This is a genomic window from Haloferula sp. A504 (assembly GCF_044385805.1).
Taxonomy (GTDB): domain Bacteria; phylum Verrucomicrobiota; class Verrucomicrobiia; order Verrucomicrobiales; family Akkermansiaceae; genus Haloferula.
In genome coordinates this window covers 232,138-253,010 of sequence record NZ_JBISBU010000001.1, presented here as the reverse complement: position 1 = coordinate 253,010, position 20,873 = coordinate 232,138, and the positions used below count along the sequence as shown (strand labels likewise).

Genomic DNA, 20,873 nt, shown 5'->3' with positions numbered 1-20,873 from the left:
CCGGGTTCCACCGCATGAGACTCTCAATCAGCCGCCAGACCATGACCCCTTCCAAGGAATCGGAACTCCGACGCCGAGGCGAAGTCGGGCCACGATGGATGATTCGTGTGCATTCGTGTGCATTCGTGGTTCTTCTTTCCGGCGCAACTCTCTCGTCCGCCGCGACCTTCGACGAGCAACGGAAGGCCGTCGCCTCCTCGGTCGAGACGCAGCCGGAATCCGCCATCCTGTCGCTGCTCGAAGCGGGCATCGAAGAGGGAAAGCCGACCCAGGCCATCGCCGAGGCCCGCAGGTGGCTGCGGCAGAACCTTCCCAAGGACGTGGAACTGCTCTTGCAGGCCGCCCGGGCCGCCGAACTCAGCGGCGACGCCGCGGGAGCCGCGGCCCTCTATCAGCAATACTTGAAGGAGGCGGATCCCGGCGCCGAAGGCGTTGGACCCGCGGTGATCGCCGTCCATGTCCTGCTGCGTGACCAGCTCAATGACGTCACCGCCGCCTACACCTTCAACCGCGCGTCCGGTGGCCGACTGGTGACCAACCCCACCGCCCGCCAGTTCGACCAGTGGTTCATTTCCGAGGCGATCCAGCGCAACGATGTCGTCGCCGTCGCCGACCGACTGCGGGCAATCGCCGGGGCCGGCGTTTCAGAGGACGTCCGGGTGAATTTCTACGACCCTCACTTCCGCTGGCTCCTCCAACAGGTCAGCGGCTACATCGACCAGCGCGGCAAGACGCAGGTGAACAAGGAGTGGGCGGACGCCTGCCGCCGTCTCGCGGAGACCATGGACTTCAACGAAGAGCTTGCCCTGCAGATCGACTGGGCCGCATCGGTCGCCGTCTACAATCTCGCCAAACTGGCCGGGGAAGACGTGGCACCTCCCGTCGACGAGGCCAGGGCTCTGCTCGCCAAGTATCCCCAACACGCGCTGTGGGTCCAGAACGGCTGGGCCGGTGGCGGCAACGGGCAGCACTATCGCGGCGACACCACGAAATACTGGCCGCACGAAATCGACGCCAAGATGGCACCCATCGTCGAGGCCGCGAACAAGCTGACACCGCTGCAACTCGCCGACTTGATGAGGTCGTGGCGGAGCGGCTACTACGCCGACAAGGCGTGCCGGCCGCTGGAAGTCGAGGCCGTGCGCAAGTTTATCACGTCGGACCCCAAGCGGATGAACAGCCGCAACGGCGTGCTGGTGCTCGACAAGGAGTGGAAGCAGTTCACGCCGGAGGAAGCGAAGGCCCTCGCTCCCGGGATCTCCGCCATCGACCAGGAGGAAGCCTCGGCCATCCGGGCCATCGCCGCAGGCGGTGCCGAAAAGGACTTCGACAAGATGGTCGACACACTCCTTGCATCGGAAGCCTGGCGACTGGACCCGAACCGGATGTCCGCGTGGGTGGATCAGCTCTGGCACTACGCCGGTCGCCCGGGCGGCAATGAAAAGCGCGATCAACGGATCAAGGATGCCAACGCCTTGGCACAGAAGGCGAAGGAGAACACCCTGCCAACCGAAGCTCCCCTCGCCCGGCAAACCGCGCTCTTCAAGAAGCTGTGGGCCGACTACCGGTCGGGCCAGCCAAAGATCCCGGGTGTCGCCAACCACCTGAGGTCGGTGCTCAAGCACACGCCGGACGGTGTTGCCGAACTCCTCCGGGACCGCAGCGTGGAGGCACAATTGCTGGCACGCGACACGATTGCCGGTGGCTTTGCGGTCACCGAGTCCGACTGGAAGGACCTTGAGGCCCACACCGGCATCAAGGTTTCGAGCTATGCGCCCCACTCCCGGTATCTCGCCCAGCGACACGCGGGTGGAAGCATCTCCGAGTTGAAGAAGCGCCGCCCCGAACTTTGCCGGCCGTTCCCCCTCGAACCCAACCTGCGCCAGGCCGTCCAGGACGGCCTGAAGCGCAAGGACCTCGAACCCTGGCAGGTGCTTGCATGGATCAACATGCAGTATCCCGAGGACAATGCCGAGCAGGTCAAGCTGATCCAGGAACTGGTGAAGTCCCCGCTGTGGAAGACGATGCCCTGGGAAGTCCGCCATGGAGCCCTCCAGTGGTTCCAGAAGGACATCATGACACCGGGAGAGATCGCCTCGCTCGAGGCGGCCGACCCGGACCTCGTCTGCCAGGCACTGCTGGCGCTCAAAAAGGATCCGGAAACGGCGGAGGAGAAAAAGGAACGCGAGGACTTGGAGAAATCCGATCCGGAAGCAGCGGCTGCCAAGGCCGCCGAGCTGGCCAAGGCCGACGTGACGGCCGTCGTGCCCGCGCTTGAGTCGACCATCGAAGGCCTGCGCAACTCGCCGGTCCGGATCGTCGTTCCGGATGCCGCCATGGAGGCGCTGGCAACGCTCTCACCGGCGATCTTCACCGAGCCCCGTTCCCAGGAATTGCTGCTGCAGATGATTGACCAGCTCAAGGCGGCCACGGCTTCCACCGGCTTCGGGTATCGATTCATCACCGAAGTGACCGCAAACCCCGACCCGGACGTTCTGCATCGTGCCGCGGCATTCATCTGGGAGTCGAACAACCGCAACCCCCGTTACTTCGAGCAACTCAGGAACCTGACCCAGTCGCTGATCGACGAGCACCCCTCGGCCGCCAGCGCCATGGCCGAAGCCGCGCTCGACGCCATGGCCCGGCACCGCGGCCACTCGTATTTCAACCGCGAGACCGACATCCCGCTCTTCAAGTCGATCCGCGGCAATGCGGCCATGGAGATGGGATTGATCGTCATCCCGGTCGCCCCCAACCACCCGGCCTACCCGGTTTACCAGTCCCAGGGCGACTGGACCACCAGCAACGAACAAAGCGCCTGGGATCGCCTCGACGAGAACTGGGAATCCTTCGTCGAGGTCCATCGGGAGCTGTCGATCGAGTTCCTCCTGTGGGTCCTCCAGCAGACGATCTACACCCGTGCCGACGAGCGCCAGGAGACCCTGGTCAAGTCCCTGCTTGAATGGGCCAACGAGGACGGCAGCCCGCTCACCAAGGTCGAGCGGATCCGCATCGAACTCGCCTACGGCGACATCGCCATCCAGCGCGGCCAGCTCCGGCAGGCGCATGAGATCTTCACCCGCACCGAGAACAACGAGGACTTCGCCGAGGTCCCCCTGCGGCACCAGGCCACCCTGCGCCGGGCGGGAGCGGAGCGTCTTGCCAGGGACTTCGATGGCGCCCTGAACACCCTCAACGAACTCGAACTCGAGCGCATCCCCGAACTCTGGACGGACATCCGCTACGCCCGCGCCGAGGTCCACTACGACATGGAGGAATTCGTGGACGCCAAGGATGACATCGACTCCATTCTCGCCCGCGAGCCCAACCACCCGGACGCCCGCATCCTCCTCGGCAAGGTCCAGCTCAAGCGTGAGAAGCTGATGGAAGCCACCGAGGTTGAGCTGGGCTCCAACACCGAGCAGGCCAGCATCGTTCCCGGCGAGAACCTCAAGGTCACCTTGAACGACCCCACCCTCGCCGTCTCGGGTGCCGGCACCGAAATCGAGGTCAAGGTCTGGGCCACCTCCGGCGACGAAGAGCAATTTTTCCTGCGCCAGTTCGGCGACGAGAAGACCAAGTTCCGCGGCGAGATCAAGACCGCCCTCGGTGCCCCCGCTGCCGACGACGGCACGCTGCAGGTGATCGGCGACGACGAGATCTTCTACGCCTACACCGAGCGCTTTCTCGAGAAGATGAACCTGGTGGACGAGAAGCGCGGCGGACCGATCACCGTGGCCTCCGACGCGCTGCTCATCGCCTCGGCCCGCAAGCTTCTCACCGAAGCCGAACAACGCACCGCGGACATGGAAGCGATGATGCGGGAGCTTGAGTCCAAGGGTTCGCGGGACAATCTCGAGGCCGCGGCCAAGGCCCGGCTCGCCGCCGAATCGATGGACGCCGATGCCCGCGCGGAGAATGGCGACATTTCCGCCGACGAGTTCGGCCGGTATCTGGTGAATGTGGCCAAGCCCGGCAACCCGATCCACGTCCGGGTGATCGATCCCGACCGCAGCCGCACGCCCGAAGTGGACGAGCTGACCGTCAGCGTCGGCAGCTCCAGCGGCGACTCGATCTCACGGGTCACCCTGAAGGAAACCGGGACCCACACCGGCTGGTTCGAGGGGAGCATTCCGACCAACGGCGCGCAGGCGCTGGCCTTCGGCCGCAATTCCGAGCCGGGCCGCAATCCGAACATGGTGATCAGCCCGTCCGCCGACACCTACCCGGCGTGGCGACCGATCCCGACCAAGGAGGTCGTCCCCGACTTCAAGGTCGACCTGAACGACAACCATCCGCTCGGAGAACTGACCATCACCGCCGCCGAGGAGGGCGCCAAGCTCAAGACCTTCGCGCTGCAGACAGGAATGAACCCCGGCGACATGAGCACCATCGCCGTCTTTCCCCGGAATCAGGCCGCCATCGAGAAACCCTGGCATCCATCGGTGGTCATCATGAATGACACCGACCGCCTCCACGCGAACAACGAGCGTTCGGTTTACGACCTCGATGAGATCCGTCAGCACCTCGAGTGGGGATGGATGACCCAGACCTACGCCGCAGGCGTCGCGGAAAACGTCAGCGGTCCTTCGCAGGCGCTGGACGAGTCGATTCCCGCCAAGGTCAAGTGGCAGCGGCAGGGCCGGCACCACAACGCCCACGTGATCTACCGCTTCCGCGGCTATTTCCATGAAGCCCGGGACGTGACCCGCCGCTTCAAGCTCGATCTGGGCGGATACAAGGTTCCGGAGGGAACGCACCCGTCCGTGTCGGACCCCCCGCAATTCCTGCTCGCGGTGGATGGACGTCGGATCACCAGTGAAGAGCAGCCGGGCCGACTGGAAGGTCAGATCAATCTCCGTCCCGGAATCCACTACTTCGAAATCTGGGCCACCGGCTGGGACTGCGCGATCGGCTTCGGGCGCGGCATCAAGCTGCGGGCCAACCTTGAGGACCCGGAGACGCTCGTCGATTGCCCGGACGACTTCTTCGATCCGTCCACCTTCCCCGAGGGCAGCCTCGACCACCGCAACGGCCCGGCGACGATCACGGCCAACGAGGCGGGCACCGAATTCACGGTGAAGTTCGCTCCGGGTTCGCGGGCCCGGCTGTTGAATCTGGTGTTTCTCGAGCAGGAGGGATCCGTCCCCGCCCTCAACAAGCTGACGCTTTCCGAGCCCGATGGCGCGACGGTGCTGCCAGTGAAGGAAGACTTCGCCACGCTCAACAAGAACGACACCCTCGAAATCCTCACCGGTGACAAGATCTCGGTCCGCTACGTCGATGACCGCTTCGTCACCAAGGACAAGGAGCGCCACGAACGCTTCCTCGATGTGGCCTTCACCGATGCCCGCGTCGAGTTCGCCGACATCGAGCCCCGCTGGGACGAAGGGCGCCGGAAGGACATGCCCTACTACGAGCAGCTCATCCGCTTCCGCCACGACGAACCGCTTTCGCTGGTCGTCACCGACCCGGACATGGACGTCTCCGGCGACCCGGACCGCGTGAAGGTCACCCTTGCCGTCGGAGACGGGAAAGGCCGGGACTACGAAGCTCTGGAAACCGGCGATTCAACCGGCATCTTCAAGTTGCTCGTCACCCCGGTGGCAGGAGCTGCGACCGGTGAAGGCCAGGTCTCCGTGCCCGAAGGCGGCACCATCCACGTCAGCTACCTCGATGAGGAAAACAACCGGCCCGGCATTCCCTACGAACGGGTTGCCCGCATCGATCACGCCTCCTTCGCCCCGCCCGAGTTCATCGTTGCCCACGCCGAGGTCACCCCTTGGGAACCCGAGGACGGCAACCCGGGCATGCACACGCTGCATCACGGGTTTGAGCCCATCCACCGCCAACGCCTGGAGGCCGAAGAGCGCCTTGCCAGCGAGGCCGTGAAGGTCCGCTACGAGATCAAGAACACCCTCATTCCCGCATCCAAGGCCCCCGAAGGCGGATTCCAGGCGGCCCACGGGAGACGCCTTTTCTTCGAGGTGCTTGCCCCCCACCTGGCACTGCGCACCGGCTCCGAAGTCAGGGTCTATGCGCAGACGGACGCCGGTCGCAAGGCCGGCGGACAAGCCGCGGTTGCGGGCTTCGACGTCAGTATCCCGGGCACCATCGAGGTCACGGGAGGACTGGGGGTTCCCAGGGGGCACGGGGCATGGCACGGCGTTCCGGAGATTCCCATCTACACGGGCGGATCGGTCTGGAACACCTTCGAACCGGAGCAGCGGGACCGCTTCCGCCTGACAATCCCGGTCGTCGCCGGACTTCTTCCTCCCTCGGGGGTGCTCACGGAAGAGGAACGCGAGGATCTTCAGGAACGGGCCAAGGACTCGCGGGCCGCGGCGGAGGAGTTGCTCGCCCGCAGCAGCGGCCTGGTCGTCCAGCCGGGCGACCGCATCCACCTTGGATTCCAGTATCAAACACCGGGCGGCGACAAGAAATGGCTGACGACTTCGACCCGGGTGATCACGCACGGCACCTTCGACCTGATGGCGGAGGATTACCGCGAGCCGATGACCAGCGCCTACGTCGGGGAAAGCCTGAACCTGCGCGTGGTCGACCTCGGCGCCGACGTCAGCGATGCCATGGACACCGTGACCGCAATCGTGCAGGCCAAGTCCGGCGCCAAGGCCTCGGTCGAGCTCCGTGAAAGCGGGCCGCACACCGGTATCTTCAAGGGCGAGTATCTCATCGGTTATGCCAAGGAGGCCGGAGCCCTGCCCGAGGAACACGATGTTCGCCGCGAAGGATTCCCGGTGATCTACGGCGATACCATCGCCGCACGCTACACCGATGCCAACGGCAACGACAGCGAGACCCTGATGGTCACCATCAGCAAGGGAGCCGATGGCACCATCCAGCCCTTCTCGAAGACCTACGAAGACGAGGAGATCGGCATGCGGACCCAGTTCTCGCTGGCGGAGGCCTATCTCGAAATGGCCAAGCGCCACCGCAAGCTCGGCGAGACCGAGAAGGCCAGGTTGGAGTATTCCAGTGCCAAGCTGCTTCTTTCCAAGGCGATGGACGAGTTCCGCGACCCGGACACCCGGGCACACGCCGAGTATCTTCTCGGCACACTGACGATGGAGGAGGCCATCGCCGCCGAGGATGAGGAGACCAGGGAGACCCGCTTCCGCGCCGCCCTGTCGCGCTTCATGACCGTCACCGGGAGTTACCCGCAGACCATCCACGCCTCGCGCGCCCAGTACCGCATCGCCACCGTCTACGAAGCCCTCAAGGAACCCGACATCGCGGCGCAGGAGTATGTGAAGCTGGCCTACAAGTATCCCGACTCCGAGTTCCTCGCGACCTCGATGCTGAGGCTCGGCAGCCATTTCCTGAAGAAGGCCGCAGGCCTCGAAGCCCAGGCCAAGGAACTGCTTGCCAAGGGCGAGGACGACAAGGACGCCCAGTACGAGGGCACCGCCCTGATGACGCTGGCCCAGCGCGAGTATCTCAAGACCGCCAGCATCTTCGGCCGCCTGCAGCAGCGCTTCCCGAGCAACGAACTGGCAGGCCCCGCCGGACTGCGCGCCGGTCAGGCCTACATGCGCGCCGGCAAGAACGCCGAAGCTGTCGACGCCTTCCAGCGGGTCATCACCGAGGAGGGTTACGACGGACCCAAGGTCCGCGCCCAGGCGATGTACTGGGTCGGCATGTGCTACCAGGACCTGCGCCAGGAGATGGCGGCCTACTCGATCTTCAAGCGCCTCACCTACGACTTCCCCGAAAGTGAATGGGCGGCCTACGCCCGGGCACAGCTTTCAACCGACCGACTCCTGAAACTGGAGACCGAACTGGAACTCGAACGACTGGAGTCCGGACAGTGAATATGGAACCACGAATGGACACGAATGGACACGAATTGTTCCTCAAGGAGGAAGTATACGGCGTGGTCGGTTGTGCATTAGAAGTCCTCAAGGGACTTGGGCATGGGTTGATGGAAAAACCCTATGAAAACGCACTGGCAGTCGAACTCGGCCTGCAAAGCATCCCATTCAAGCAACAGCCCCGGTTCGCCGTGACCTACAAAGAGGTGCAGGTGGGCGAATACATTCCTGATCTGATCACCCATGATCAAGTCGTCGTGGACACGAAAGTCATCGATCGCATCACAAATCATGAATTGGGCCAGATGATGAACTATCTGAAAATCACCGGTCTAAAGGTAGGCCTCATTCTCAATTTCAAACGAGCCAAACTGGAATGGAAACGAGTCGTACTATGAAAACATTCGTGTTCATTGGTGTCCATTCGTGGTTCCTGTCTGCCGCGCTCATCTCAGCACCGCTGGACGACCGCATCGCGGCTTTCGAGGACGCGGCAACCCAGACCGAAGGATCGGTCGCGGAGATCCTCAAGTCCGGACTTGCCGAGAACCGCAGCGCCCTCGCCTTCGCCGCAGTGAAGCCGTGGCTCGCGGCCAATCCGGGGCTCTCCAATGACACCCTTTTCCAGGCCGCACGCTCGGCGGAACGGGCCGGTGAATGGTCATCGGCCGCGAGCTTCTACCGCAAGCTGCTCACGGATCCCAAGGTGGACGGCCGCATCGCCGGCGAAGCCGTGCCGGCGACCTACCGCCTGCTCATCAACCACCTCGGTGATCCCGAAGCGGCCTATCTTTTCATGCGCGAGGACGGGGCCCGGTTGCGGACCTTCGGACGCGCCCGTCAGTTTGACCGCTGGTTCCTCGACAGGGCCCGCGAACGCAAGGATCTCGTCGCCCTCGCCCGCTGGCATGCCGCGATCCTGAACAGCAACGATCCGCTCGATCGCTTCGAGGACAGTCTCGAGTTCCTCATGAGCGAGTTCGAGACCTTCAGTCACGAGAGCGAGCGCCTTTACGAGGAGCTCGATGCCCTCGCCTCCGCCCGGAGGACACCGGCCGGGATCAAGGAGCGGATCGCATGGGCAAAGACCATCATTCCACTGTGCAAGCCCGCCGCCGAACTCGCCGGGGCCAAGAAGCCGATCCCTGAAGACCATTTCAACTCCGCGCTGCCGGTCGCCGAAGCCATGATTGCGGCGGCTCCCTTCGAGGGATCCCGGGCCGCGATGATCGGCTGGATGAATTTCAACGCCGGGGACTCCGGGGTCTTCAACTCGTTCGTCACCCCGGGCCGCGAAGCCAAGGCCGCGCCAATCCTCAAGACACTCCGGCAACTTCCACCACAGCAGGCACAGGCCTTGCTCCAAATGACCGTCGACCAGGCCAGGGGCCGGAAGGTTGCCGACTACATGTTCTCCAAGGATGAACTCCGGGCCCTCGTGAAGGATCTGCCGCAGGTCTTCAACTCGCTTGCCGCTCCCGACGTCCCCCTCTTCGATGCCACGCTCACGCCCGAAGTCGCGAAGGAAATCGCCCCCCATCTCGCCCGCAATCCTCACGCCCAGGCGGCCATGGTGCGCGCATGGGCCCGCCCGGAACGACGCTACAGCGCCGCCGCCGACCAGATGATGAAGTCGGAGATGTGGCGCTTCGACGATATCAAGACCCTCACCCACGGACTGTGGCACAGCGGTATGTTCGAGCGTGAAGGCGAGGATCACAACGCGCCGAACGTCAAATACAACAACCTCGACAGCCGCTACCAGAAGCTCAAGCAGCAGGTCTCGAAGGAGGCCAAGAACAACGAGCGCCTCGCCGCCTTCAAGACCCTGCAAGCCGACCTTCTTTCCGCCAACCCCTCCACGCCGGGGGCCCTCCCGCTGTGGGATGCCTTGTTCGCCCAGGCACCGGATGCCGACCGGGAAGTGATGTTGATCCGGTTGGTCGCCGACGAGGACGACACCCGCTCCAGCCTGTTCCGGCGGGCCATCGAACAGTCGAGTTTTGGCGGAAGCACCTACGCGAGGCTGCGGTTCGGTCCCGGGTTCGATGAAAGCTGGGACCGGTGGGGCAAGAAACAGGCGCGGGAAGCCCTGCCGGAGTTTGCAAAACATCTCCAGCAGATCCTCACCCGCCAGGCTCAGGCCGGAAAGCTGTCCGAGCGAATCCTCGGCCTCTGGCTCCACAGCGTGGACCCCGAGAAGCCCGAGTCCCGGGAAGCGATGAAGGCCCTGTTCGAATCATCGGCCTACGCCGCGGTCGACCCCGCCTATCACTCCCTCGCGGCCCGCGAGCAGATCTTCGGGCCGGGCTTCCTGACCACGCAGTGCGGGAGCGCCGATCCGCGCTTCGTTTCCCGCGACCTCCTCGCGCTGCCGCAAGACGCCACACCGGCCCAGGTCGAGTCGGCACTGAAGTCGGCGGTCGAGGGTGCGGCGAACGCACCCGACACGGTCACCGTCATCGGCCTCGAACCCGTCGCCAAGCTTCCGGAGTGGTCCCCCGAAACCCGTTCACTGGTCCTCTCCCTGTTCTCCGTGAACTCCCCGGTCGCCCCCCCTCCCTCGAGGCAGGGCTACGAGCCGCTCGTCCAGCGCATCGCCGACGAGGCGCGGGAGTCCTCCGGATGGAGCCCGCTCGAACCCTACGCCGCCGGACTCTGGCATGCCGCCGCCGCGACGGATGATGGCCGGCACTACCGCGGTGCCGACGCGCTCGCGCGCCTCGCCGAGGCTGCCAATCAAGCCGGTTCGCCCTCGGTCGCCATGACCGTCGCCCGCAGTGGTCGCCGAAGTGTAGCCGGCCGGGCGCTCGCCAATGCCGGCGACGGACGCCCGTCCGAAATCGCCGGACTCCTGCGTCAGGTGGCCGGCAAGGCCGCCATGGAAGTCGGCGCGGTGGAAATCCCGGTCGCCGAGAACGACCCGAGCTACCCCATCTACAAATCGAACGCCGAGTTCGTGCAGGACAACCGTGACACGGCGTGGGTCCTGTACGATGCCCACGCCGATCAACTCAAGGAAGTGCTGCGCTCGCTCTCGGTGGGCTACGGACTTTGGCTCCTCGAGCGGAACATCGAGGAAGAACACGAAGAACGTGCCGAGGAACTGGTGAAGGAACTCACCATCTGGTCGCGGCAGGCCGCCGGCACCTTCAGCCCCGAACAGGACGCCGCGCTCAAGATCGCCTATGCCGAACTCGCTTTCCGCAAGGGCGCCCTTCCGACCGCCCGCGCGTGGTTCCGCAAGGTCGCCGACGCCGCGGAATACGAGGGCACCTCGATGCATCTGGAAGCCGCCCTGGGATCGGTGAAAGTCGACCGGGTTTCCCGCAATTTCGGAGCCGCCCTGACCGAACTCGACAACCTGATGCGCCTCCCGAATCCGGAATTCCGAAAGCGGGTCCGTTACGCCCGTGCCGAGGTCCTCATGGACCAGGAAAACTTCGCCGAGGCACTCGATGAACTCGAGGCGGTGCTGCGGGTCGATCCAAAGCACCCCGACGCGCTGATCCTGCGTGGCCAGATCCACTACCAGATGCGCAAGCTGGTCGAAGCCAGCGAGATCGAACTCGGCCCCTCCCAGGACGACACCGTCATCGTCCCGGGTGAGGCGGTGAAGATCAACCTGCGCGACCCCACCCTGCGGGTCTCCGGCGTCGGCGCCGACATCGAGGTCGAGATCTGGGCAAAGTCCGGCGACAAGGTACGGGTGCTTCTTTATCAACTCGGTGACAGCAAGGACAAGTTCCGCGCCGAGGTGCCCACCGAACTCGGCGCGCCGAATCCGAATGACAAGGTGCTGCAGGTGCTCGGCGTCGACGAGATCCGCTTCGGATACTCGGAGCGCTTCCGGAAGAAGATGGACGACCTGCCGGACGATCCTGACCTCGTCATCACGGTCGCGTCGGACGCCATGGTCGACTTCAGCGCGGGCGCCTTCCCGCCGCGCCAGGGCGAGCGCCGCCTCGACATCGAGGAACTCGGCCTTTCCACCGCCCAGGCCGCCCTCGGCACCCGGGCGGTGCGCCCCGGCAACCCGGTCTATCTCCGGGTCACCGACCCCGACCGCAGCGCCTCGCCCGGGATCGATGAGATCACCGTTTCCATGCAGGCATCCAGCGGCGACGAGATCCGCCAGCTCGTGCTGAAGGAGACCGCGCCCTTCAGCGGCGAGTTCCAGGCCATCGTGCCGACGACGGGTGCCCAGGCGTTGGCATTCGCTTCGGAGAGCGCCCCCGGCCGCGATCCGAACATGGCCATCAGCGCCCTCGACTACCCGGGCTGGCAGGGTCAGGTCGGCGACCGCGAGGCCACCCGCATCTTCGGTGTCGACCTCAACGACAACGTCGGCGTGGCAAGGATGACCGTCGCCTCCGGCGGCACCGGTCAGCAGCCCACCCACTTCGTCTTCCAGACTTCGATGAACGGCGACCAGTGGACGACCCGCGCCCGCTTCCCCGACGACGAGGCGCCCTGGAACGGAAAACCACAGATGACCTCCTTCCCGACCTTCCGCGAGGGCATCCCGGTATCCGAACCCGAAGGCAGTGACTTGCCTGAGGATTGGCTCGAGAAGATGGAACTCGGTTCCGTCCGGCCGAACTGCAACTACCTTGCCGCCTATGTCCCGGACCTCGCCGCCGACGGTGAACTCCCGGTCGTGAATACCGGTCACCCCGGCTACTCGGGCCTGATCCGCTACCGCGCCCTCTTCTACCAACCGGCGGCGGCCATCCGCAGGTTCCAGCTCACGGGCCTGCCGCGCACCGATGACAAGGGAGTGATCCGCACGATCTTCCTGCTCAACGGGGAACCCGCCGACGAGGAATCGGAGGATCCGCTGCTCATCGAACGTGAGCTCGCTCCCGGGCTGCACGAGATCGAATTCTGGTGCCACGACGGCCGGGACAAGTTTCTCAAGCGCAAGCCGGCCTTGCTCTGTGATGAGCCCGGCAAGGCGGAACTGGTGCCCTGCCCGCCCTCCATGTTCGACCCCGCGACCTTCCCCGAAGGCGTGCGGGCGGCCATCACACAGCCCGCAACCATCACCTCCGGCGACGAGGGCTTCACCATCGATTTCGGCGACAAGACCCAGGCCCGCATGGTTCGCCTCGTCATCGAGGGCTTCGAGGGCGTGACTCCGGCAATCACCAAGGTCACCCTGACCGACCGCGACGACAACCAACTCCTGCCGGTGGCGCAGGACTACAAGGCGCTGCGCGAGAACATGCAGCTCGAGGTTCTCCCCGGTGACCAGATCGTGGCCCGCTACGAAGACCCGGTGACCGCCACGCCGAACCGCGACCGCCATCAGCGCAGCCTCGGCGTCGCCTACAACACCGGCACCATCACCGCGTCCTTCCTGAACTACGAAACCAACAAGGAAGGCGAACGGGAACTGGTCCTCGAACCGATCCGCCGCTTCCGCATGGACGATGCCGTCGCGATCGTGATCGAAGATGCCGACCTCGATGGCAGTCCCGAGCGCGACACCATCGAGTTCGTGGTGAATTCCAGCAGTGGAGCTTCGGTCACGCTGAAAGCCGTCGAGACCGAGAAACACAGCGGCGTGTTCATGGGCCGGGTCTTTCCGGTGGAAGGCGAGCCTTCCCGCGACTCCGAGATTCAATTGACTCCCGGCGGAGTCCTGACGGCCGTTTACCGCGACGTGGAGAACCTCGACCCCGGCATTCCCGCGGATCGCGAGGTCACGATCACCCACGCGCAATATGAATTGCCGCTGCTGAGTGCCTACGCCCTTTCCAGCGAGGTTCTCCCCTACACCCCGACCCCGAGCGAGGACGATGAAAAGGCCCGCCGGCCCGGCGGCACCGAGGTCTTCCATCCCCGCAGTGAGCTGTCCTACCACCATGTCGACTCCGCCGACACGGTCGACAAGCCCCTCACCGCGGTCATCGGCGCCAACCTCCGCTTCGATGTGGTCGCCCCTCACCTCGCACTGGCGGGCAGCAGCGAGATCCGCGCCTACGTCCAAACCGACGAGGCCCGCAAAGCGGCCAAGGCCCCGGGCAAGGAATTCGACGTCACGGTTCCCGGAACGCTCAAGCTCACCGGCAGACTCGGCTCCGGCGAACTGGATGTGCCCCGCGGCTACCACATCGCCACGCCGCCCACTCCACCGACCAACGAACCCCCGCTCGAACAAGGTCGGTTCTCCTTCAGCATTCCCCTGATCCTCGGCGACCCGCCGACCCGCAGCTTCGCCACCAAGTCTGCCGAAGAACTCCCCTCCTCGGCCATTCCCGACGGCCTGGCCGTCAAGGCAGGCGACATCGTCCATGTCGGCTTCCCGTGGCAGGACCAGGACGGCAAGGTGCACTGGAAAACCACCCGCTTCACAGTCGGCAGCGATGCCTTCCTCGACGTCATGGAGAACGGCTATCGCGAAGCGCTCACCAGTGCCTACGTCGGCGAAAAGATCTATCTCCGGCTGCTTGCTCCCGGTCTCGACCGCGGCCCGGAGCGCGACAATGCCATCGTCACGCTGAAAGGCACCAGCGGTGCCAGCACCCGCTACGAAGTGCGCGAGACCGAAAGTCACTCGGGGGTTTTCAAGGGTGTCTTCACCGTTGCCTACGCCGACGAACAGATTCCCGCCGAGCTTCCGCCCGTGGCGCTCAACGGCTTCCCGGTCCGCTATGGTGACGACATCACCGTCAGCTACGAGGACCAGAGCTTCGCCGTGAACGTCAACAAGGGCGCCGACGGCGTCATCGAACCCTTCAGCAAGCGCTTCACCGGCGACGAGATGGCGGTGCGGACGGGCTTCACCCTCGCCGAGTGCTACTTCGAGCTCGCCAAGAAGCACCGCGAAATGGACGAGGAAAGCCTTGCCCGCCGGCAGATCGGCCAGGCCCGCAAGCTTCTGGCCGAAGCTCTCGCCACCCACCGCGACGACGAACTCAAGGCGCACGCCGAATACCTGCTCGGCAACCTTTCGCAGGAGTTCGCCGACCTCGCGAAGAACGACGAGAGCAAGCTGCCGATGTACCAGGACGCGCTCGCCCGCTTCTCCAAGATCCCCACCGACTATCCGGACACCGAGTTCGCCCCGAAGGCCCAGTTCAAGACCGCCCTGGTTTACGAGAAGATGGGCGAGATCGAGAACTCGGTCGAAGAGTACGTGAAGCTCGCCTACAAGTATCCCAATGACGAGCTTATCCCGACGGTGATGGCCCGTCTCGGTGGCTACTTCCAGAAGAAGGGCCAGGAGTTCAAGGAGCAGGCCGACCTGCTCCGCGAGAACGAGGACGATGAGTCGAAAGCCGAGGTGCTGCGTCTCGACGACCTGAGCTACCCGGAGTTCCTCAATGCCGCGATGGTCTTCTCCAAGCTTCAGGAACGCTTCCCGGATGATCCGCTCGCCGGACTCGCCGGACTGCGGGCGGCCCAGAACTTCATGCGGGCCCACCAGTATGAGGAAGCCCTCGTGCAGTTCCAGCAGGTCATCGACAGCGAGCAATACGATGGCCCCGACATCCGCGCCCAGGCCATCTACTGGAGCGGCATCAGTCACGAACGCTGGGTCGGACTGATGTCCGAAAACAACTACAAGGCCCGTGGCAACGGCATCCGGGAGGCCTACCAGCTCTACCGTCGCGTCACCTTCGACTTCCCCGACAGCAAGTGGGCCAAGTATGCCCGCGGCCGCCTCGCCGACCCGGTCTTCGCCCGGATCATCGAGGAGGAAAACAAGGCCCGCGAACGCATGATTGAACAACTCAAGGAGAGCCGCTGATCCCGGCCCCGCCGACCATTTTGAACCGACTCGAACAACAACTCCTGCGTGACACCGTCGGCAACTCGTCGCCGCGCTTCATCCTGCGCACGCGGACCCGGGTCGACACCGGGCGCTGGACGCGGCGCAGCCCGCTGTGGCTCTGCATCATGGATGACGAGATCGTCCTGCTGTCCGTCGGACGCCGCCGCTACCTCCAGCGTCGGCCACTCGAGGACTGCCGGGAAAGCCACTACAACGCCGCGCGCGGTGGTTTGGTGATTGCTCCGGGGGACGGACTCCGTTTCCCCTGTCTCGAAATGCCGGTCGCCGATGCCCTGAAAGCCCTCGACTTCATCCACTCAACTCACGAAACCAAACAGCGATGCTAGAACACATCATTGAAGGAAAGATCATCATGGTTCCCCTGATGATCTGCAGTCTGATCAGCCTTGCCGTGGTCTATGACCGCTGGCTGGCCTTCCGCGCGAACCGCAAGATCGACACCCGCTCGCTCCGGTCGAAGGTGCTGGCCCACCTGCGCAAGAACGACCTCTCCGCCGCCATGGAGGAATGCAAGGCCGCCCGGGGACCGCTCGCCTCCGTCATTCTCGCCGGCCTCCGGTCCTACGACCAGCTGAAGGGCAAGAACGAGTCTTCCGAGACCATGCGGCTGGTGGTCGGACAGGTCATGGACGACTACAGCGCGCAGGCGATGAGCGTGGTCAACAAGCGGCTCGACGTCCTGACCACCATCGGCACCGCCGCCCCGCTGCTGGGGATGACCGGCACCGTGACGGGCATGATCGCTTCGTTCTCCGGGCTCGCCGAGGCGGGCAGCATGGCGGGTGGTGGCGGCGAAGTCGCCAACGGCATCTCCGAGGCGATGGTCACCACCGCCGCCGGCCTGATCATCGCCCTGCTCGCCGTCATCCCGCAGAGCGTCTTCAACCGCTGGAGCGACGAGATCGAACTCGAGATCGAAGAAGCCAACAGCGAACTCGTCGAGTTCATCCTCACGCACCACTGAAAATTTCGAATGACGAAACACCCGAATACCCAAGGAATGATGAACGGGCGAATGACGAAGCGGGGCTCCTCCAGCGAGCCGTTCCTTCGCACTTCGGATTTTGTCATTCGGGCTTCCTCGGGTGTTTGGGTATTTGGGTATTTCGTCATTTCCTGAGCTTGCGATGAGACGGCGCAGCACACGTGAGAAGAAACACCGCTCGGGCGAAATCCCGACCGGCTCGTTCTCGGATATCGCGTTCCTGCTGATCATCTATTTCCTGGTCGCCACCACCCTGGTGAAGGTCAAGACCATCACCGCCGACCTTCCCACCGGCGAGAAGACCAGCCAGCCGCAGTCGGACAAGACCCCCATCGTCAACCTCCGCGGAGCCGAGGTTTTCCTCAATGACCGCAAGGTGACCATCGAGCAACTCAACGAACGCCTCGCGGCGCTCGAACTCGCCGAGAAGGATCCATCCAAGCGGGTCATCATGCTCGAATCCGCGAGCGGCACCCCCTACGAAAACTATTTCCAGGCCCTGGCCTCGATCAGCGAGCATCATGGGGTCGTCGCCATCGTCGAGGAGGACGAATAGGATGAAGAAGCACCTCCAACGTCGCAAACGCCGCAGCGTGCCCGTGCCCATCGCGAGCATGGGCGACATCGCGTTCCTGCTGATCATCTTCTTCATGGTCTGCAGCGAGGTCAGCAAGGACAACAGCAAGGCCCGGCTCACCCTGCCCTTCTCCGAGTTCGTCGAGAAGATCGAGATCCCCGTGGCCGCACGCATCGCCGTGGATGAGAACGGCGAGATCTTCTTCGACGGCTACCAGGTCGACAGCGTCAAGGAGGTCGAGATGGGCGTCCGTGCGCTGCTGACCAAGACCGTCTCCGACGACCAGCGCCACGTTCAGTTCAAGTGCGATGCCCAGCTGACCAAGGAGCAATTTGAACCCGTGATCAAGGCCATCGCCGCGGGCGGCGGCATCATCGAAGCCGTCGGCGAAAACAACGAATAGTCACCACCATGAATCCGAACAACGAAACCAGCCCCGACGAGTTGCTGGACACCTTCGAGGGCCGCAGCCTGAAGAAGATCCTGCTCTTCACGATCGTGGTCCATGCCGTCATCCTGCTCGGCTCCAGCGTGCCCTTTCTTTTCGGAAAGGCCTTCGGGATGGGCACCAGCGACTTGAGTGAGGAAGAGCGGGTCAAGGCCGCGGTCAGGGAAGCCAACATCACCCTTCGCAAGATCGCCGACGAACACGGCATCGAGCCTCAGGAACTCAGCAGTTCCATTGCCGGGGGGATTCCCAAGGCACCGCCCGCCGAACCGAACGAGAGCCCCGCCACGGAACCCGCCGCCGAGCCCGCGGATGATCCCGACGAGCCCAAGTCCGCCATCGAGGAGGAACTCAAGAAGGTCGAGGAGGGCCCCGAAGTGCCCCCCATCCCGGAAGAAGAGGAAGTCGATCTGTTCCGCTGAACTGAGCCGCCCCGATGCCGCCGAACGTCCAGCTTCCCGCCGAGAGGATCGATCAGATCCCGACCGCCCCGTCTCCTTCAAAGGCGGTGGTGGTGGCGCTTGCGGTGCTGGCCCTTTCGCTCTTCGGAGGGGCGGTGGGCCTGTGGGGGCCACCGGTCCTTGACGCCTGGCTCTCCAACAAGGGTGAGTTGGCGATCCTGTGGCAGAAGCTGCACGTCACCTCCTCCCTCAAGACCTGCTTTCACGCCATCGGCGTCGTCGGCGGACTTTGCGCCATCGCCGGCCTGCTCGGTTTCATCCGCTCGAAACCGACCTACCTGATCCTGCGCTTCACCGTGCTGGCAGTGGTGGTGGTCATGGCGGCCCTGGTCTGGCTCGTCTGGCAGGGAGCCTTCGCCATGGGCCGCGAGGGGCTGGAGATCAACGGCTCCAAGCAGGACAGCGTCACCGCCTTCAAGATGTGGTGGGGCATCTGCTGGCCGGCCTTCGCGGTCGCGGCCTACGCCTGGTGGCTGCAGCTCATGTTGCGCAGCCGCTCGGTTTACGCCGCCTTCACCTCGGTCACCGGCCGGCCGCTGCGGGGCGACCGGATGCTCGAGAGCCTGCGCACCCACGGTCGCGACCCCCGCCACCGGAAGAGCCTCTACGGGAGTATCCTCACCCACCTGATGATCCTTGTGATCATCCCCTGGATTCTCAGCCTCGGGGGCTGCGTCGAGGCCTACAAGGTGCCCAAAGGCAGCGGCAACCCGGTGGTCGCCATGGTCAAGGTGGTGAAACCGAAGAAGAAAAAGAAGAAGACGCTCACCCTGCGGCCGAATTCCGCCATCCTCTTTGATCAACCCGACCTCGACGAGACCGAGGTCGACCAGATCATGGAGGAAAAGACCGAGGTGACCTACGAGGCCAACCCGAACGCCATGGCGGGCAACATCGGCAAGGGCGGCGGCGACGAAGGCGGATGGCCGGAGGGCATGGATGACTACAAGATCCGCTTCATCCGGCTCGAGCACGACGGAGCGGGCTGGGACGACGGCATGAACGAGACCGCCGCCGACATCAACTTCCTCAAGGCCTTCGCCCAGGCCACGGGTTTCAGAAAGATCGCCAGCAAGGGAGAGAGCCACTCGATCGCCCTGCTGCGGAAGTATCCGGACGATGGCTTCCCGCCGTTCGTCTATCTGACCGGGAACGACAGCATGGGGCGCGTGAGCACCAAGGACGCGAAGATCCTACGGGATTACTGCCTCAAGGGAGGCATGCTGATCGCCGATGCCGGCAGCGCGAGGTTCCACCAGTCCTTCACCCACTTCATGCGTCAGGTGTTTCCGGACAAGCCGCTGATCGACATCGCCGACGACGACATGATCTATCAACTCCCCTATGCCTTCCCGGATGGTGCCCCGGCCTTCTGGCACCACGGCGGGCGCCGGCCGCTCGGCATCAAGCACGAGGGACGCTGGGTCGTCTTTTACCACCCCGGCGACATGAACGACGCCTGGAAATCGCCCGGCTACACCGACGTCACGCCGGAGATGCGCGACGCCGCGATGAATCTCGGAGTGAACCTCGTCTACTATTCCTTCAACCAGTGGGACGACGCCATTTCGAAAGCCCGCAAGTAACCCCCGGTTTTTCTCCCTTCCATCGTGAACCCCGACTCCATCGGCACCATCGGCACCATCGGCTACCTCGGCTTCGCACTCGCGTTGGCGGCGGTCGCGACGTGGCTCGTTTACTGGGGGATGAAGAAGCGCTTCCTCGTCCGGCTTGGATTCGTCCTGGCACTCGCCGCCCTCGCCTGTGCCAAGATCCACTCGGCCACCCACGTCGACCGGATCGAGATCGACCCCTCGATCCAACTCGCCATGATGAAGGCGAAGCAGGAAGAGCGGCGTCAGGCGGCACTCGACCTGCGGGGCGACGAAGTCGCCCAGATCCGCTTCGCCGAGGACGATGGCGAGGAATTCATGGACAAGGCGGGCCTCGAGGAAAGCGACCTTGAATACTACGACAGCCTCGAGGAGCCGGCGTGGAAGAAGAACAAAAGAACCCGCTCGAGCGAGGGCGAGGAAGACACCAGCCTCGATGCGCTGATCGACACCGAAGAAGCCGAGGGCGGCGCGGACGTCGAGGCACTTGAAGCCGAGAAGGGCCCCGAACCGATACTGATGGGCGAGGAAGAGGTCGTCGCCGCGCGCAGGATCGATCGCTGGAACGGTCGCGTGTCCCTCGCCCTGCCGATCCTCGGCCTCCTGCTGCTCGGCTACGACTATCTGCGCCGGGCCAACCGCTACGCCGAGGCCAGCTTCCCGCTTCCCCTGCCCTCGGCTCTTCCAGGTTCCATCACCCCCATGCCGGCGGTGGTCGAACGTTCCGATCCACCCCGCCGTCCGGTGGTCGCGGAGCTGGCCTGGCTGGCCCGGCGCGGGGACTCGTTCCTCTACCTCGCCGACGAACCGTTGAAGGCGGCGAAAGCTCTCGAACAACTTCAACCGCTCGCCGCCAAACACCGGCGCTTCGATCTTCTGCCGCTCGGGGACGACACCATCGATGATGACTTCGTGTTCGAATCCCTGTGGTTCGGTCGCTGTTCCTTCGTGGTCGAATCCCCGGACCGGATCGAAGCACTGATACGGCGGTTCACCGAGCTGATGCAGCAGCGGCGCAAGACCCGCGCCAGGGTCCGTCAGGTCGCTCACCTCGTCTGGGATCTCCCGGGCAAAACTCCCGGTGAAGAGCTCACTCAACTCGCCGCCCGCACCGGATTCTCGATCTTCCTTGTGGCAAACCAATCCCATTGAT

Annotated in this window: 10 protein-coding genes; all 10 read left to right on the top strand. The window is 64.4% G+C overall.

Annotated elements, in window-relative coordinates:
* The first annotated feature begins 125 nt into the window (after window positions 1-125).
* A complete protein-coding gene (locus tag ACG2LG_RS00965; protein ID WP_396255537.1) occupies window positions 126-7,832 on the top strand; it encodes a tetratricopeptide repeat protein in 7,707 nt (2,568 codons plus the stop codon).
* 14 nt (window positions 7,833-7,846) lie between these two features.
* Window positions 7,847-8,230 (top strand): GxxExxY protein, encoded by a 384-nt coding sequence (locus ACG2LG_RS00960; RefSeq protein ID WP_396255535.1) that lies wholly within the window; start codon window positions 7,847-7,849, stop codon window positions 8,228-8,230.
* Window positions 8,227-15,591 carry a tetratricopeptide repeat protein gene (locus ACG2LG_RS00955; protein WP_396255534.1) on the top strand — a complete coding sequence of 2,455 codons (7,365 nt, stop codon included), beginning with the start codon at window positions 8,227-8,229 and terminating at the stop codon, window positions 15,589-15,591. The genes ACG2LG_RS00960 and ACG2LG_RS00955 overlap by 4 nt, the downstream gene beginning before the upstream one ends.
* Before the next feature lie 20 nt (window positions 15,592-15,611).
* Window positions 15,612-15,962 carry a hypothetical protein gene (locus ACG2LG_RS00950; protein ID WP_396255532.1) on the top strand — a complete coding sequence of 117 codons (351 nt, stop codon included), beginning with the start codon at window positions 15,612-15,614 and terminating at the stop codon, window positions 15,960-15,962.
* 38 nt (window positions 15,963-16,000) lie between these two features.
* Window positions 16,001-16,600, top strand: a complete 600-nt coding sequence (locus tag ACG2LG_RS00945; protein WP_396255531.1) for a MotA/TolQ/ExbB proton channel family protein — start codon at window positions 16,001-16,003, stop codon at window positions 16,598-16,600.
* Window positions 16,601-16,763: 163 nt separating this feature from the next.
* On the top strand, window positions 16,764-17,177 hold the full coding sequence (locus ACG2LG_RS00940; protein ID WP_396255529.1) for an ExbD/TolR family protein: 414 nt from the start codon (window positions 16,764-16,766) through the stop codon (window positions 17,175-17,177).
* Between the two features lies 1 nt (window position 17,178).
* Entirely contained in the window at window positions 17,179-17,601 is a 423-nt protein-coding gene (locus ACG2LG_RS00935; protein ID WP_396255527.1) for an ExbD/TolR family protein, read from the top strand.
* 8 nt (window positions 17,602-17,609) lie between these two features.
* Complete coding sequence (locus ACG2LG_RS00930; RefSeq protein WP_396255526.1) at window positions 17,610-18,068, top strand: hypothetical protein; 459 nt, start codon at window positions 17,610-17,612, stop codon at window positions 18,066-18,068.
* A gap of 14 nt (window positions 18,069-18,082) precedes the next feature.
* Complete coding sequence (locus ACG2LG_RS00925; protein WP_396255524.1) at window positions 18,083-19,693, top strand: DUF4159 domain-containing protein; 1,611 nt, start codon at window positions 18,083-18,085, stop codon at window positions 19,691-19,693.
* Window positions 19,694-19,717: 24 nt separating this feature from the next.
* The gene (locus tag ACG2LG_RS00920) at window positions 19,718-20,872 is read left to right on the top strand and encodes a hypothetical protein (RefSeq protein WP_396255523.1); all 1,155 of its coding nucleotides are present in this window, start codon (window positions 19,718-19,720) and stop codon (window positions 20,870-20,872) included.
* Window position 20,873 lies beyond the last annotated feature (1 nt).

Coding starts and splice junctions, on each gene's coding strand:
- ACG2LG_RS00960 (WP_396255535.1), top strand. CDS start 7,847: ATGGACACGAATGGACACGAATTGTTCCTCAAGGAGGAAGTATACGGC.
- ACG2LG_RS00955 (WP_396255534.1), top strand. CDS start 8,227: ATGAAAACATTCGTGTTCATTGGTGTCCATTCGTGGTTCCTGTCTGCC.
- ACG2LG_RS00945 (WP_396255531.1), top strand. CDS start 16,001: ATGATCTGCAGTCTGATCAGCCTTGCCGTGGTCTATGACCGCTGGCTG.
- ACG2LG_RS00940 (WP_396255529.1), top strand. CDS start 16,764: ATGAGACGGCGCAGCACACGTGAGAAGAAACACCGCTCGGGCGAAATC.
- ACG2LG_RS00935 (WP_396255527.1), top strand. CDS start 17,179: ATGAAGAAGCACCTCCAACGTCGCAAACGCCGCAGCGTGCCCGTGCCC.
- ACG2LG_RS00930 (WP_396255526.1), top strand. CDS start 17,610: ATGAATCCGAACAACGAAACCAGCCCCGACGAGTTGCTGGACACCTTC.
- ACG2LG_RS00925 (WP_396255524.1), top strand. CDS start 18,083: ATGCCGCCGAACGTCCAGCTTCCCGCCGAGAGGATCGATCAGATCCCG.